The 13,962-nt window shown below is 66.0% G+C and carries 15 protein-coding genes and 1 riboswitch; of the genes, 10 read left to right on the top strand and 5 right to left on the bottom strand.

Features of this window, described 5'->3' with window-relative positions; genetic code table 11:
- Positions 1–16: 16 nt before the first annotated feature.
- A complete protein-coding gene (locus ON32_RS04045) occupies positions 17–481 on the bottom strand; it encodes a tRNA (cytidine(34)-2'-O)-methyltransferase (protein WP_040788710.1) in 465 nt (154 codons plus the stop codon).
- A 465-nt stretch (positions 482–946) separates the two neighbouring features.
- Here ON32_RS04045 and ON32_RS04055 point away from each other — a divergent pair, with 465 nt between their 5' ends.
- Positions 947–1,192, top strand: a complete 246-nt coding sequence (locus ON32_RS04055; protein WP_051132856.1) for a DUF3017 domain-containing protein — start codon at positions 947–949, stop codon at positions 1,190–1,192.
- 12 nt (positions 1,193–1,204) lie between these two features.
- On the opposite strand, the gene metX is transcribed toward ON32_RS04055, so the two are convergent.
- Positions 1,205–2,347, bottom strand: coding sequence for a homoserine O-acetyltransferase MetX (gene metX, locus ON32_RS04060; protein WP_051132820.1), 1,143 nt, complete (start codon positions 2,345–2,347; stop codon positions 1,205–1,207).
- 49 nt (positions 2,348–2,396) lie between these two features.
- A riboswitch (SAM riboswitch) is annotated at positions 2,397–2,507 on the bottom strand.
- A gap of 262 nt (positions 2,508–2,769) precedes the next feature.
- On the opposite strand from metX, the gene ON32_RS04065 reads away from it, so the two are divergent.
- The 3 genes from ON32_RS04065 (at position 2,770) to ON32_RS04075 (ending at position 6,562) form a co-directional block, all read left to right on the top strand.
- Positions 2,770–3,987 carry an NADP-dependent isocitrate dehydrogenase gene (locus tag ON32_RS04065; protein WP_040788712.1) on the top strand — a complete coding sequence of 406 codons (1,218 nt, stop codon included), beginning with the start codon at positions 2,770–2,772 and terminating at the stop codon, positions 3,985–3,987.
- A gap of 390 nt (positions 3,988–4,377) precedes the next feature.
- Positions 4,378–5,085, top strand: a complete 708-nt coding sequence (locus ON32_RS04070) for a hypothetical protein (RefSeq protein ID WP_040788713.1) — start codon at positions 4,378–4,380, stop codon at positions 5,083–5,085.
- 235 nt (positions 5,086–5,320) lie between these two features.
- Positions 5,321–6,562: an acyl-CoA dehydrogenase family protein gene (locus ON32_RS04075; protein WP_040788714.1), complete on the top strand. Its 1,242-nt coding sequence runs from the start codon at positions 5,321–5,323 to the stop codon at positions 6,560–6,562.
- 43 nt (positions 6,563–6,605) lie between these two features.
- Here the strand turns inward: ON32_RS04075 and ephH are convergent, their stop codons facing one another.
- On the bottom strand, positions 6,606–7,445 hold the full coding sequence (gene ephH, locus ON32_RS04080; protein ID WP_040788715.1) for an epoxide hydrolase EphH: 840 nt from the start codon (positions 7,443–7,445) through the stop codon (positions 6,606–6,608).
- Positions 7,446–7,515: 70 nt separating this feature from the next.
- Between ephH and ON32_RS04085 the strand changes: the two genes are divergently transcribed.
- From ON32_RS04085 to ON32_RS04095, 3 genes are all read left to right on the top strand, one after another.
- Positions 7,516–8,298, top strand: coding sequence for an exodeoxyribonuclease III (locus tag ON32_RS04085; protein WP_040788873.1), 783 nt, complete (start codon positions 7,516–7,518; stop codon positions 8,296–8,298).
- Positions 8,299–8,413: 115 nt separating this feature from the next.
- Entirely contained in the window at positions 8,414–8,911 is a 498-nt protein-coding gene (locus ON32_RS04090) for a guanyl-specific ribonuclease (RefSeq protein ID WP_083873982.1), read from the top strand.
- Positions 8,911–9,441 (top strand): barstar family protein, encoded by a 531-nt coding sequence (locus ON32_RS04095; protein WP_040788717.1) that lies wholly within the window; start codon positions 8,911–8,913, stop codon positions 9,439–9,441. Before ON32_RS04090 ends, ON32_RS04095 begins: the two co-directional genes overlap by 1 nt.
- Before the next feature lie 10 nt (positions 9,442–9,451).
- Here the strand turns inward: ON32_RS04095 and ON32_RS04100 are convergent, their stop codons facing one another.
- On the bottom strand, positions 9,452–10,087 hold the full coding sequence (locus tag ON32_RS04100) for a TetR/AcrR family transcriptional regulator (RefSeq protein WP_083873983.1): 636 nt from the start codon (positions 10,085–10,087) through the stop codon (positions 9,452–9,454).
- A 207-nt stretch (positions 10,088–10,294) separates the two neighbouring features.
- Here ON32_RS04100 and ON32_RS04105 point away from each other — a divergent pair, with 207 nt between their 5' ends.
- The 3 genes from ON32_RS04105 to yhjD all read left to right on the top strand — a co-directional run bounded on the left by ON32_RS04105 (position 10,295) and on the right by yhjD (position 13,501).
- A complete protein-coding gene (locus ON32_RS04105) occupies positions 10,295–11,242 on the top strand; it encodes an oxygenase MpaB family protein (protein WP_040788876.1) in 948 nt (315 codons plus the stop codon).
- A 21-nt stretch (positions 11,243–11,263) separates the two neighbouring features.
- Positions 11,264–12,298 carry a tryptophan--tRNA ligase gene (gene trpS / locus ON32_RS04110; RefSeq protein WP_040788718.1) on the top strand — a complete coding sequence of 345 codons (1,035 nt, stop codon included), beginning with the start codon at positions 11,264–11,266 and terminating at the stop codon, positions 12,296–12,298.
- Positions 12,299–12,475: 177 nt separating this feature from the next.
- Positions 12,476–13,501, top strand: a complete 1,026-nt coding sequence (gene yhjD, locus ON32_RS04115) for an inner membrane protein YhjD (protein WP_051132821.1) — start codon at positions 12,476–12,478, stop codon at positions 13,499–13,501.
- On the opposite strand, the gene ON32_RS27545 is transcribed toward yhjD, so the two are convergent.
- Positions 13,498–13,932 carry a hypothetical protein gene (locus ON32_RS27545; RefSeq protein WP_083873984.1) on the bottom strand — a complete coding sequence of 145 codons (435 nt, stop codon included), beginning with the start codon at positions 13,930–13,932 and terminating at the stop codon, positions 13,498–13,500. The two genes, yhjD and ON32_RS27545, sit on opposite strands and share 4 nt — an antisense overlap.
- Between the last annotated feature and the right edge of the window lie 30 nt (positions 13,933–13,962).

Consider the following 13,962-nt stretch of genomic DNA (forward strand, 5'->3'; position numbering starts at 1 on the left):
CGTGGTGTGGTGGAACTCAGACCGCCCCGGTGAAACCGTGCTGCCGCCACGCCTCGTAGATCGCGACCGAGGCCGAATTGGCCAGGTTCATCGAACGCCGTCCCGGCAGCATGGGGATACGCACCTGATCGGTGATGTGCTCGTCGGCGAGCACTTCTTCGGGAAGTCCGCTGGGTTCGGTGCCGAACAGCAGTACATCACCCGGGCGGTATTCGATATCGGTGTATCGGGTCGTGGCCTTGGTGGTGAACGCGAATACTCGCTCCGGTCGCAATGCCGCCCACGCTGCTGCCAGATTCGGATGCACCGTCACCTTCGCCAGGTCGTGATAGTCCAATCCGGCGCGGCGCAGTTTCGGCTCCGACAGGTCGAACCCCAAGGGCTCGATCAGGTGCAGTTCACACCCGGTGCCGGCGGAGAGCCGGATGGCGTTACCGGTGTTGGGAGGAATGCGCGGCTCGTGGAACATCAATCGGAACACAGCCGACCAGTCAACCAGGCGGGCCGTGCAGGTGGTGAGTCGGAGCCGGTCGGTTCGGCGGAAGTCGAAGAGGGGCCGAGTGCCGGGCGCGGACGGTGCGGAAGTGGCGCAGGTCCAGGGTCGCGATTTCGGGGGCCTCGAGTCGCTCCGCTACCGCGAGGACAGCGGTGTCGACGGCTTGCGAAGTCGCGCCGATACACACCGGTATTGCGCGAAGCCCGCTTCTCGATTCGTGGAAGATCAATCGGAGCGCTGCCGACCGGGCGACCGGTTGGTGGGATCGGTTGATGACCGGGTCGGTGGCCGAGCGTGCGCGGCGGCCGGTCCGTGACGGCTTCCGGCGGTGGCTGCCGAGCGCCGCCCGCGTCTGGAAGAATCGCGGCCGTGAGCGACGCGGAGACCATCAGCACCGGGGAAGCCGGTACCAGTACCCGGGTGGCGCGATTCCTGCGCTGTCATCTGCCGATGGTCGTGGTGGTACTGGTGATAGCGGTTGCGGTGGCCTTCGTCGCCTGGGACCGGTGGCGGCGCGGTGCGCTGTTCTTCGGGGGCGCGACGCTACTGGCGGCGCTGTTCCGGCTGTGCTTGCCCACGGATCGGGTCGGTTTGCTCGCGGTGCGGAGCAAACCGTTCGATGTCGCGGCGCTCACCGTGCTCGGCGGAGCCATTGTGCTCATCGCCGCGACCATCAACACCCTCGGTGTGATCTGACCGAACGGGCGGTCAGCGGTTGGTGCGGGCCAGGTTCATGGTTTGGACCAGCAGTTTGGAGATCGCCGCCGCTTCGGTGAGGAAACCGTCGTGACCGTCGATCGAGTGAATGACCTCGAGGCCCTGGCAGCCGGGTAGTCCGTCGGCGAGTTCCTGCTGGGTGTACAGCGGATACAGCCGATCCGAATCGACGCCACCGACCAGGCACGGTACCGGGGTGCCGGCGAGCGCGGCCGCCACGCCGCCGCGGCCGCGACCAACATCGTGTCGGTTCATCGCCTCGCTGAGCAGGACGTATGTCCCCGGATCGAAGCGCTTGGCGAGCTTGGCGGCCTGATGGTCCAGGTAGCTCTGGACGGCGTACCGTCCGCCGTTCCACGGATCCTCGCCGTCCTGGGGACGGTTGGCGAACCGCTGTTCCAGTTCCGTTTCGGTGCGGTAGGTCAGATGGGCGATCCGGCGGGCGATGCCCATTCCCGTCAAGGGGGAGCGGCCGGTGCCGTGATAGTCGCCGCCCTGCCAGTCGGGGTCGCTGGTGATGGCGGCGATCTGCGTGGTCTGGGTGCCGATCTGGTCGGCGGTGGCCCGGGGGCCCACCGCGAGGATCAGGGCCGCGGACACTCGATCGGGGGCGCCGATCATCCATTCCAATGCCCGCATACCGCCCATCGACCCGCCGACCACCGCGGCCAACCGTTCGATACCGAGCAGATCCAGCAGCTTCGCCTCGGCGCTCACCTGGTCGCGGATGGAGATCCACGGGAACCGCGAACCCCAGGGACGATCGTCGGGCGCGAGCGAGGAAGGGCCGGTGCTGCCCTGACAGCCGCCCAGCACATTGGTCGCGACAACGCACCACTCGTCGGTGTCCAGCGGGGCGCCCGGACCGACCATGCCGTTCCACCATCCGGGTGACGGGTGGGTATCGTCCGCTTCGCCCACCACATGGGAGTCGCCGGTGAGGGCGTGTTCGACCAGAACCACATTGTCCAGCCGGGGAGATAGTTCACCCCAGCGTTGGACCGCCAGATGGACATCGGGGATGACTGCTCCGCTCTCCAGCACGATGTCCCCGATGGCGATTGTGCCGAGTCGTCCGTCCGGTGGCGGTAATTGCGCCGGACGGACAGTGCTCCATTCCGAACTCACCGTCACGAGGCTATTTCGATACTGATAACGGACAACACATTCCTCGGACCTCCTCCAACTGCGCTTGCTCCCGGCTTTCGGGAACCCGGTCATCACCCGGAGCACCCCACCGCAGCTGGAGGGTTGCCGGCCAGCGAGCCGGGGCTTCGTGCTGGCGCTCATGACCTGAGTCCACATGGTAACCGGGGGACCCCGTCGACCGAAATCCCGGTTATCGATCACGGGAACACGATGTGGCTCGCCTCACCATGGGGGGCGGTCATGCGAGGATGGCCCGTTCAGCAGTACGCTCGTCTTGTTACCACTACCCGTCTCCCGGACCGACGGGGGGCGGTATACGTTTGTCGTTGAACAGCCGGGGTCCGCTCACAAGTGTGTTCACCTGGCCGTGCAATGAGGGCACACATCCTAGGAGGACACGAAGATCCATGTCCAAAATCAAGGTTGAAGGCACCGTCGTAGAACTCGACGGCGACGAGATGACCCGGATCATCTGGCAGTTCATCAAGGACAAGCTGATCCACCCGTACCTCGACGTGAACCTCGAATACTACGACCTCGGCATCGAGTACCGCGACAAAACCGATGACCAGGTCACCATCGATGCCGCCAACGCCATCAAGCGGCACGGGGTCGGTGTGAAATGTGCCACCATCACGCCGGACGAGGCCCGGGTGAAGGAATTCGGCCTCAAGAAGATGTGGCGCTCGCCCAACGGCACCATCCGCAATATCCTCGGTGGCACGATCTTCCGTGCGCCGATCATCATCTCCAATATTCCGCGCCTGGTCCCGGGCTGGACCAAGCCGATCATCATCGGCCGCCACGCCTTCGGCGACCAGTACCGCGCCACCGACTTCAAGGTTTTCCAGGGCGGTACCGTCACCTTGACCTTCACCCCGGACGACGGCAGCGAGCCGATTGTGCACGAGGTCGTGAAGATGCCCGAGGACGGCGGTGTCGTCATGGGTATGTACAACTTCCGCAAGTCCATCGAGGACTTCGCGCGGGCCTCGTTCAACTACGGCCTGCAGCAGAACTACCCGGTGTACATGTCGACGAAGAACACCATCCTGAAGGCCTACGACGGCATGTTCAAGGACATCTTCCAGGAGATCTTCGACGCCGAGTTCAAAAGCCAGTTCGACGCCGCGGGCCTCACCTACGAGCACCGGCTGATCGACGATATGGTCGCCTCCTCCATGAAATGGGAGGGCGGCTACGTCTGGGCCTGCAAGAACTACGACGGTGACGTCCAGTCCGATACCGTCGCGCAGGGCTTCGGTTCGCTCGGCCTGATGACCTCGGTGCTGCTGACCCCGGACGGCAAGACCTGCGAGGCGGAGGCCGCGCACGGCACCGTCACCCGACACTACCGCCAGCACCAGCAGGGCAAGCCGACTTCCACCAACCCGATCGCGTCGATCTTCGCCTGGACCCGCGGCCTCGAACACCGCGGCAAACTGGACAACACCCCCGAGGTGATCGGCTTCGCGCAGACCCTCGAGGACGTCGTCATCAAGACCGTCGAGGGCGGGCAGATGACCAAGGACCTCGCGCTGCTCGTCGGCGGCGACCAGGGCTACCTGACCACCGAGGAATTCCTCGCGGCGCTCGACGCCAATCTGGCCCGCGCCCTGAAGTGACCGGGCATATGAAGTACCCATTGCGCTGAGCCGGGGCCGACACCTGTATCGGGTGTCGGCCCGCTACCGGCGGTGGCCGAGTACGGGCTCCTGTCCGATCTGTGGTTCGCGTTCTCCGTTCGGACATCCATCGGTACTTTGGGGGCCCATGGATAACAGGCTCGGTTCAGCGGCCGGGCAGTTGGTCAAACGGGTGGCCGAGGCCGCCGCCGGAATGGTCGGGGCGATCGCACGCCGGTATCGAGGCGCCAGGGATGACCTATCGGCGGTTTCCGCGGGGGGAAATCGGGTGGATGCCGAGGGGCGTGCCGAAATGGAGCGGAGTTCCCGAGACGTTCGGGCGTTCGCCGCCGAAAGGCGTGCGGAACCGCCCGTGCTTCGTCCCGCGTCATGTCCGAACAGGAGTTCTGGCAGCGTTTCTTGGCGGCCGAACGATCCGGCGCACCGGAGATCCGGACACCGGCATGGATGACGGGTCAGAGCGGCATTGTCGACCTGCACGTGTATCCCGACGGGTTCGAGCTGATAGAGAAGTTGGACACTCCTCGCCATCGGTCCGCCGAAATTCTTGCTTCCGCGATCGGTGGGGCCATCGGGGCCCCCGTCGCTCCCGTGATAGCCGGTATGGACGGTTCGATATTCATGCCGCGGTTGCCAGGAGAATGGATATCCAGCCCACCCGGGGAACTGGCCGCCATGGAGGCGGTGATGGACACCGCGGACGCACGTAAGCTGGGTCTACTCGATCTTCTCATCCGCAATAGTGATCGGGGCGGGAACTGGCAGCGGGACGGCGACCATATCTACGGTTTCGATCACGCCCCCGCTTTCGTCCATGGCCCCTATGCCGAAGACAGCCCCTTCGTGCGTCATTATGTGCGACCGGCCCCGAGTGGCTCCGGGCAATGGTACGAGTTCGTACCGAACGATCTGAGTCGATCCGAGTTGGACGGATACGAAGAGCGGATCCGGGCGCTGCGTCCGCTGTTCGAAGAACATGCTCGGATGGACTGGGCCGAGCGCAACGAGCCTCTGGAGTGGCACGACAACGTTTTGTCGACATTGGGCAAGCTGCGCGCCCATGCCACCCGCCCGTGAAGTTCGCGTAGGTGGCCCACACGCCCCCGGCCGAGTACCGTCGCGCCTCCGTCGCCGTGACGCGCGTCCCGTGCCGTGACGGAGGGTGTCCGCTCATCGGGAGACTTTCCCGGCTCCGGCCCGGACCGGCCGCCCGGCCGGCAGGCTGTCGCTTGTATCGGCCGTCGCAACCGGCGGTCCGGTCCGGCGCCGTCCGGCCGTGTGGGCGGTGAGCGGTGATATGAGGAGGACACCGATGTTCGAATGGTCCGAGAGCGATCTGATGGTCCGCGACGCCGTGCGTGGGTTCATCGACAAGGAAGTACGACCCAATCTCGACGCACTCGACAGCGGTGAGATGCTGCCGTATCCGATTCTGCGGAAATTGTTCTCGGACTTCGGGATCGCGGCCCTGAACGAGGAGAGCTTCGGGAAGGCGCTGGCCGCGCGGAAGGCGGCCGCGCAGGGTGGGGGAAAGAGCACGTCGTCCACCGGTGGTAATCCGCTCGGCGGTCAACAGTCGATGATGGCGGTATTGATCGGGGAGTTATCGGGTGTGTGTCTGGGCATGGTGAGCGCCATGGGGGTGAGTCTGGGGCTGGGTGCGGCCACCATCATGTCCCGGGGGACCATCGCCCAACAGGAGCGCTGGGTCCCCGATATCGTGAGTCTGCGCAAGATCGCCTGCTGGGCGATCACCGAACCCGACTCCGGATCGGACGCGTTCGGTGGGATGAAGACCTCGGTCCGGCGTGACGGTGACGACTACATCCTCAACGGTCAGAAGACCTTCATCACCAATGGTCCATTCGCCGATATTCTGATCGTCTACGCCAAGCTCGACGAGGGGGACGGGACTCCTCCGCGCGATCGCAAGGTCCTCACCTTCGTGCTGGAGAAGGGGATGCCGGGCCTAACCCAGGGCAAACCGTTCAAGAAGATGGGACTGCACGCCTCACCCACCGGGGAGTTGTTCTTCGACAATGTCCGGCTCGGTCGGGAGCACCTCCTTGGCGAGACCGAGGAGCACTCCGGCGGCGACGGCCGGGAAAGCGCCCGCGCGAGCTTCGTCGCCGAACGGGTCGGGGTGGCGTTCATGGCGCTGGGCATCATCGAGGAATGCCGCCGACTGGGTATCGACTACGCGCGCAACCGGAAACTGTGGGGGCAGGAAATCGGGAAATTCCAGCTGGTCCAGCTCAAACTGGCGAAGATGGAGATTGCGCGGATCAATGTGCAGAACATGGTCTTCACCATTCTCGAACGCGGTCGCGCCGGGAAACCGCTGAGCCTGGCCGAGGCGTCGGCGATAAAGCTGTACAGCTCCGAAACCGCCACCGAGGTCGCCATGGAAGCGGTGCAGCTGTTCGGCGGCAACGGATACATGGCCGAGTATCGGGTGGAGCAGCTGGCCCGTGACGCCAAATCCCTGATGATCTACGCGGGCAGTAACGAGATCCAGGTGACCCATGTCGCGAAGGGCCTGCTCGGCGGGTAGGACGTGGCAGTGGGGACGGGTCCGCCGGTCCCTCCCCACCGGGTCATACCGCTCGCAGGTGGTCGCGGCTGGCGTAGATGTGTTCGGCGATGAGACCGGCGATCCGGTCGGGAGCCTCCAGCATGGGGACGTGCCCGACCCCGGCGATCAGGATGCGATCGGTGGATTCGGGAAGTTCCCGCAGGAAACGGCGGGCATAGGTGCGCCGGGGGAGGATGCGGTCGGTTTCGGCGAAGAGCAGCCGGACCGGGGTGGTGATATCGCTCAGACCGGACAGGTGCCCGCCGCGCAGGGTCGCGGCGACCATGGGTTCGAGGGCGGGACAGTTCAGCGCCGCGGTGATCTGGGCCTCGATATCGCGGCGAGAGACGGCCCGGGCATTGCCGGCCAGCAGGAACGCGGTGGCCCACCGCACGATGCGGCTGCTGACAGGGAAAGAACCCAGGTGGCGACCGAGCCGGGTCGCCAGGGCGAGCGAGGCGAATTCGGCCACCACGCGGATCTGCGCGATCGACGGGGCCGTCCAACCGCCCGCGGGGGCTATGGCGGTGAGGGTGCGGGCGCGGCCCCGTCGGGCGAGTTCGAAACCGATCCAGCCGCCGAGTGAGTTACCGGCGATATGACAGGTGCGCCAGCCCAGTTCGTCCAACTGCGATTCGACCCGATCGGCCAGCGCCCCCACATCGACACGCCCCTCGGGCAGGTCGGGACCGCCCCAGTGCCCGGCCAGGGCCGGGACGAACACCTCGCAACGGGCGGCCAGCCGCTCGGCGGTCTGCTCCCAGCAATGCGGCGAGAGCATGATTCCGTGTAGAAGGAGCAGCGGGGCACCCGACCCCAGATGCAGCGCCTTGACCGGTGCGGATGCGGAGGTGTTCGACATCGTCGTCTTCACCTCTTTCTGGACGGGCGTCCTAGGGGAGTATCTGTGGACTGCATTGTACGGTCGACAGGTGCCGTACATCATCACAACCGTGAACGTCAACGGCGTACGCGCCGCCGCCGGGAAAGGCCTGCTGGACTGGTTGGCGACCACCGAGGCCGATATCGTCTGCCTGCAGGAGACCCGCGCCGACGACACCCAGGTGGCCGCCGCATTGGCGCCCGCCCTCGCCGACGGCTGGTATCTGTCGCACGCCGAACCGGAGACCAAGGGACGCGCCGGGGTCGGGGTGCTGTCGCGGCGCCCCCCGCGTTCGGTGCGGGTGGGCCCCGGACCCGAGAGCGAATTCGCGGCTGCCGGTCGGTATATCGAGACCGAATTCGAAGAGGTCACCGTGGGTAGCGTGTATGTGCACACCGGGGAGGCCGGAACTGTCCGGCAGGATGAGAAATACCGCTTCCTGGACGAGATCGCCGCCCGAATGGCCGCTCGGACCGAGGCGTTCGTCATCGCCGGGGACTGGAATATCGCCCATACCGAGCGGGATCTGAAGAACTGGAAGGGCAACCTGAAGAAGTCCGGTTTCCTGCCCGAGGAACGGGCCTGGGTGGACCGACAGTTGGCCTCGGGATATGTCGATGTCGTCCGGCGATTGCATCCCGACGGCGACGGACCGTACAGCTGGTGGTCGTATCGGGGGCGGGCGTTCGACACCGATACCGGCTGGCGGATCGACTATCAGCTGGCGACTCCGGATATGGCCGAGCGGGCGAAACAGGCGGTGGTCGAGCGGGCCGCGACCTACGCGCAGCGCTGGTCCGACCACGCCCCGGTGACGGTCCAGTACCGGTGAAACCGGCCGGCGGCGTGTTACCCGATCGGTAACCCCCGGGCGCTAAGGTGCCGAGCAGTCGGACGGATTCCCGCCCCGGGCCTCGGTCGCGGGTGCGGCCGGGAAGGGATTGATTGTGCGGGCGAAGATTCTGCGGATTCTCTCGGCGCTGGGCGCAGTGGTGGTGGCGGTCGTCGTCGCCGTATTGAGCACCCAGGGTGGGGACGATACGAATGTCCCGTCCACCGTGGGGGCGGTCACGGGGGCGGCGACCACGTCCACGACCGGGAGTGCGAAAGCGGCGCCGGATGCGGTGTCGACGAGTGATACCGCCGTCGTTTCCAAGGTCGCCGGGGTACCGGAACGGGCATATCGCACCCTGGAGGAGATCGACGCGGGCCGGTGGCCGGATTCGGCGAACGCGCCCGGCACCAAGGGCGGGGAGCGTTTCGGGAACCGCGAAGGCCGGTTGCCCGACAGCGATTCGGCGGGTCGGTCCATCACCTACCGGGAATGGGATGTGAATCCAAAGCGCCCCGGCCGGTCCCGCGACGCCGAGCGCATCGTCACCGGCAGTGACGGTTCGGCCTGGTACACCGGTGACCACTACGAGACCTTCACGAGGATGCGCTGATGGCCGAAACCGTTCCACTCGCGCGCTTTCTGGCCCGCCCCGGGCAGGCCGAGGGAAATGGGTCCGGCACGGCGTCGAGTGCCGATACCGGGGCGGGCGGTTCGTCGAGCCGCAGCGGTGAATCCGTTGTCGGTGCGGTCATGGCGGATGCCGCCGAATTCAGTGCCGTGCGATATCAGGTCCCGTCGGGATATCGGGTGCGGGAATTGCGCGGGGACCGGATGCGCGATGTGACGGGGCTGTTCGACGAGTTCGCGGCGGCGCTGCAATTTCCGTACTACTTCGGCGGGAACAAGGACGCGTTCGACGACTGTCTGCGTGATCTGGACGATTTCCTGGGGCCGGCCCTCGGCTATGTGGTGGCGATTAGGGACGCCGATCAGGTGCTCGCCGAGGCCCCGGACGAGCGGCGGTGGTTCACGGCCGCGCTACAGGACTGCGCGGAGTTCTGGGCGGGGCGGGATATCGCGTTCCGAGTGGTGTTGCAGGGTCGTCCGCGGTGGCTGCCCGCCGTCGCGGTGCGTCTGTGAGGGCGGCGGTTCAGTCGAGTCGGCCGGCCAGGTCCTCGCCCAAGAGTACGAAGACATCGGTCGTGTATTCGATCAATTGGTCGCGGTCGATGGGCAGGTCGCCGTGGAGCCAGCCGGTGAGGGTCTGGATGAGGCCGCCCACCAGATAGGTGGCGCGGAAATCGATCACCGGGTTCGGCGCGGGATCGGTGATGCCGTAGAACTCGATGCCCTCGGTGGCGACCAGACGGGCGAAGGTGCGGATGGTCTCGGTGGTTCGGGCCCGCAGTGCGGGTGTCGCCATCGAGGCCACCAGCGCCACCTCGGCCTTACGGGGATCGTCGGTGAGCACGTGCACACCGGCGGTGATGGCGGCATGGGCCTTGGCCCGGGTATCGGCGGGCGCGGTCTCGAGGGCGGTGAGGATGGCGGCGGCGAGTTCGGCCGCGATGCCCTCGAGCAGGGCCGTGAGCACATCGTCACGGCTGCCGAAGCTCTCGTAGTAATAGCGCTCGTTGAGTCCGGCCCGGGTGCACATACCGGAAACGGTGAGCTTGGCCAATCCCTGATTGCCGATGATCTCCAGCGCCGCCTCCAGCAGCGCGGCACGCCGCTGCGCTCGTCGCTGCTGGGCGGAGACTCCGCCGTACGTTCGCTGCGCTGTCACCTCTCCGATTCTGGCAGGTCTCGATTCGAAGCCGGACGGTATGCGGGTCGCACCTCGAAGTCGCCGCCTTCGGACCCGAGAGGCATTTGGGCGGTGAGTGGCATTTGGGCGGTGAGTGGCAATGAGTATTGCCACAATCGAAAATCTGGTGGATGCTATTGCCAGATGCTCCGGATGTTGGGGAAGGAGCTCGATCAGGAGGCTGCCATGGCCATATCCACCGGCGACACCGGCTACTTCACCGACGATTCGATGATTCGACGGGTTATGCGCAAACGCGCCGTCGGCCTCACCTACGGACTTCGGGCCCTGGTGATCGGTGCGGTCCATCCGCTGCTGTATGTCGGCACCGCCGAAACCACCCAACACCGCGCCACCCCCTACACCCGGCTGGCGCTCACCGGCCAACTGTTCGAGGCCGTGTTCTTCGGCACCCGGGAAGAAGCCGACCGGGCCCTCGTCTTCACCGGGAAGCGACACGCCCGGGTGGTCGGGGCGCTCCCCGAGGATGCGGGTGACAAGCACCCCGCCGGAACGGCCTACTCGGCCTACGATCCGCATCTGATGTTCATGACCATGGCATTCACCTTCGATTCCGCCGAGGTCATGCACGATCTACTGGTCCGCCGGCTCACCGACACCGAACGTGAGGACCTGTACCAGGACTATGTGCGTTGGGGTGAGCTGTTCGGGATGCCGCGAGAAGCGGCACCGGCCGATTATCCGGCCTTCCGCCGCTACTACGACGACTACCTGGCCTCCGACGAGGTGTACCTCACCGATGAGGCCCGTCGGGTCGGCCAATATCTGGCCGGCCGGATGGTGCCGTACCCGTCACCGGCGCCATTGCGTCAGGCGGAGAGCACGTTCTTCCTTCTCATCCAGGGCAGTCTGCCGCCGCGGATACGGCGGATGTACGACATTCGCTGGGGAATCGCCGAGGAAATGACCCACCGCGCCCTGACCCGGGCGGTACGCACCGCCCACGGGGTGCCGTCGTGGTTGACGCTGCCCCGGATACGCGCCGCATTGACCGGGCCGAGCGCACCGATGTACCAGCTGGTGACCAAACGGGAGCAGAGCCTCGTCCGACGAGGTCTGTCGAGCATGCCCGGGATCGATCCGCGCAATTGGGTGGAGCGAAATTCGGCTTGAACCACATGCGAAGATCGAGGTATGTCCAGTCCTGCCCAGACCCCGGCCACCGGGGACCGCAAACAGCGGGTGCTGTCCGGGATTCAGCCGACCAGCGCCTCGTTCCATCTCGGCAACTACCTCGGTGCCCTGCAGTACTGGGTGAATCTGCAGGACGATTACGACGCGCTGTACTTCATCCCGGATATGCACGCCATCACGGTGCCGCACGATCCGAAGGAACTGCGTAACCGCACCCGTCGCGCCGTCGCCCAGTTGCTGGCCATCGGAATCGACCCGAAGCGGTCCACCCTGTTCGTGCAAAGCCATGTGCCCCAGCACGCCGAACTGACCTGGGTGCTCAGCTGCCTCACCGGTTTCGGCGAAGCGAGCCGGATGACGCAGTTCAAGGACAAATCGGTGAAACAGGGGGCCGAGAACACCACCGTCGGCCTGTTCACCTATCCGATTCTGATGGCCGCCGACATCCTGCTGTACCGGCCACACCAGGTGCCGGTCGGGGAGGATCAGCGCCAGCACCTCGAGCTCACCCGCAACCTCGCGCAGCGGTTCAACAGCCGGTTCAAGAAGACCTTCGTGGTGCCGGAGGCTCATATCGTCAAGGGCACCGCCAAGATCTACGATCTGCAGGATCCCACCTCGAAGATGAGTAAATCGGCCTCGTCCGAGGCGGGGTTGATCAACCTGCTCGACGATCCGAAGATCACGGCGAAGAAGGTGCGGTCCGCGGTCACCGACACCGAACGCGAAATCCGCTACGACCCGGAGAAGAAACCGGGTATCAGCAATCTGCTGGTGATCCTGTCCTCGCTCACCGAAACCCCGATCGTCACCCTGGAACGCGACTACGCCGGTCGCGGTTACGGCGATCTGAAATCCGATGTGGCCGACGCGCTGGTCGAATTCCTCACGCCACTGCGGACGAAAGTGGAAGAGTATTTGGCGGATCAGGCCGAACTCGACCGGATCCTCGCCTCCGGCGCCGAACGCGCCCGCGAGATCGCCGGCAACACACTGGCACAGGTCTACGACCGGGTGGGTTTCCTCGCCCCGTGACGTCCGGCGGCCGGCGACCGAGCGTCGGCCCCGGAGGCGGTAGCGGAGTGTGACCACGGAGGGGCAGCGAGACCGCCATCGAACACAGCGGCCGAGCGTCGGCCCCGGAGGCGGTAGCGGAGTGTGACCACGGAGGGGCAGCGAGACCGCCATCGAACACAGCGGAGGGCAGGGCTGGTGCAGGCGATCGACAACATCAAGGCCGCGGCGCAGCGTCAGGTGCAGGAGCGGCCATGGCTCGATCATCTGATGCGTGCGGCGGGCAGATACCAGCGGCAGCGTGGTGACTATTATGCGGCGGGAATTACGTATTTCACCGTGCTCTCGTTGTTTCCGCTGCTCATGGTCGCGTTCGCCGCCGCCGGTTTCGTGCTGGCCGGTAATGCGGAGTTGTTGGGAGAGCTGCAGGACCGCGTGGTGGAGAACATCCCGGGCGAAATGGGCGATCAGCTCAACGATCTGATCGATCAGGCCGTCCGCTCCCGCACCACGGTGGGCGTTCTCGGTTTGCTCACCGGTCTGTATTCCGGCTTGGGCTGGATGGCGAATCTGCGTGCCGCCCTGACCGAACAGTGGGAACAGCCGAGCGAGGGCGGCAACTGGTTGCGCACCAAGATCTCGGATCTGGGGGCGTTGATCGGACTCGGTTTGGCGTTCGTCGTGTCGTTGGGGTTGTCGGCGGTCGCGTCGAGCGGGATCGGTCGACGGCTGCTCGAACTCGTCGGGCTGGCCGATATGCCCGGGGCGCGGTTGGTGCTGTGGGCGCTGTCGACGGTGCTGGCGATATTGGCCTCGTGGGCGGTGTTCGTGTGGGTTATCGCGCGTCTGCCTCGGCAACCGGTCACCCTGTCCAGTGCGGTGCGGGCCGCGGCGCTCGCGGCGGTGGCGTTCGAGGTGTTCAAGACGGTGGCCTCGATCTATCTGCGGTCGGTGCTGGACTCACCGGCCGGCGCCGCGTTCGGTTCGGTGATCGGCCTCATGGTGTTCAGTTATGTGGTGTACCGGATCGTTTTGTTCGCGACCGCGTGGGCGGCGACCACCCGGGAGAACGAGCAGCTCGTCCCGGCCCCGGTTCCCGGTCCGGCGATCATCCAACCGCGGGTGGCCGCGCCTGCCGGGATGTCCCCCGGCGGTGCGCTGGCCCTGATCGGTGCGGGATTCGTTGCGGCACTGGGGATCGGCCGGTTGCGGCGGGGCCGTTAGGCCGGAACCGTCGAGGTCCGCCGGCGCGCTCCGCGATACGACAGCACGAGCAGATACAGACCGGAGAGCAGGAGCACGCCGAGCGGCAGCAGCGGCAGGAAGGACACCCAGATCATGGGTTCCGGCAGGGCCAATGCCACGAAGGTCGCGAGGACGGTCAGGGTGAACACGGCGGCCGCCAGGCGGTGCAGGCGCCTGGTCCAGGATGTGGGCGCGGTGCTCGCGGAGCGCCCGCCCGACCGGGCCGCGACGAACGGCAGCCCATAGAGGTAGAGCCCGGTGAACAGGAGTAGGGCGAGTGGGGGCAGCGGCAGATAGGACACCCAGAACGGTCCTCTCAGCGCAAGGGCGGCAATGGTGACGACAAGGGTCACCGTGAAGACGAGGGCCAGTATCCGGTGTGTCCGCCGGATCCGTTTGTTCCAGTTCATTGCGATCTCCTCGACACGGATTCGCGTCCC

It is taken from the genome of Nocardia paucivorans NBRC 100373 (assembly GCF_000308675.1).
Lineage (GTDB): Bacteria > Actinomycetota > Actinomycetes > Mycobacteriales > Mycobacteriaceae > Nocardia > Nocardia paucivorans.

Coding starts and splice junctions, on each gene's coding strand:
- ON32_RS04055 (WP_051132856.1), top strand. CDS start 947: ATGGTCGTGGTGGTACTGGTGATAGCGGTTGCGGTGGCCTTCGTCGCC.
- ON32_RS04065 (WP_040788712.1), top strand. CDS start 2,770: ATGTCCAAAATCAAGGTTGAAGGCACCGTCGTAGAACTCGACGGCGAC.
- ON32_RS04070 (WP_040788713.1), top strand. CDS start 4,378: ATGTCCGAACAGGAGTTCTGGCAGCGTTTCTTGGCGGCCGAACGATCC.
- ON32_RS04075 (WP_040788714.1), top strand. CDS start 5,321: ATGTTCGAATGGTCCGAGAGCGATCTGATGGTCCGCGACGCCGTGCGT.
- ephH (WP_040788715.1), bottom strand. CDS start 7,445: ATGTCGAACACCTCCGCATCCGCACCGGTCAAGGCGCTGCATCTGGGG.
- ON32_RS04095 (WP_040788717.1), top strand. CDS start 8,911: ATGGCCGAAACCGTTCCACTCGCGCGCTTTCTGGCCCGCCCCGGGCAG.
- ON32_RS04105 (WP_040788876.1), top strand. CDS start 10,295: ATGGCCATATCCACCGGCGACACCGGCTACTTCACCGACGATTCGATG.
- trpS (WP_040788718.1), top strand. CDS start 11,264: ATGTCCAGTCCTGCCCAGACCCCGGCCACCGGGGACCGCAAACAGCGG.
- ON32_RS27545 (WP_083873984.1), bottom strand. CDS start 13,932: ATGAACTGGAACAAACGGATCCGGCGGACACACCGGATACTGGCCCTC.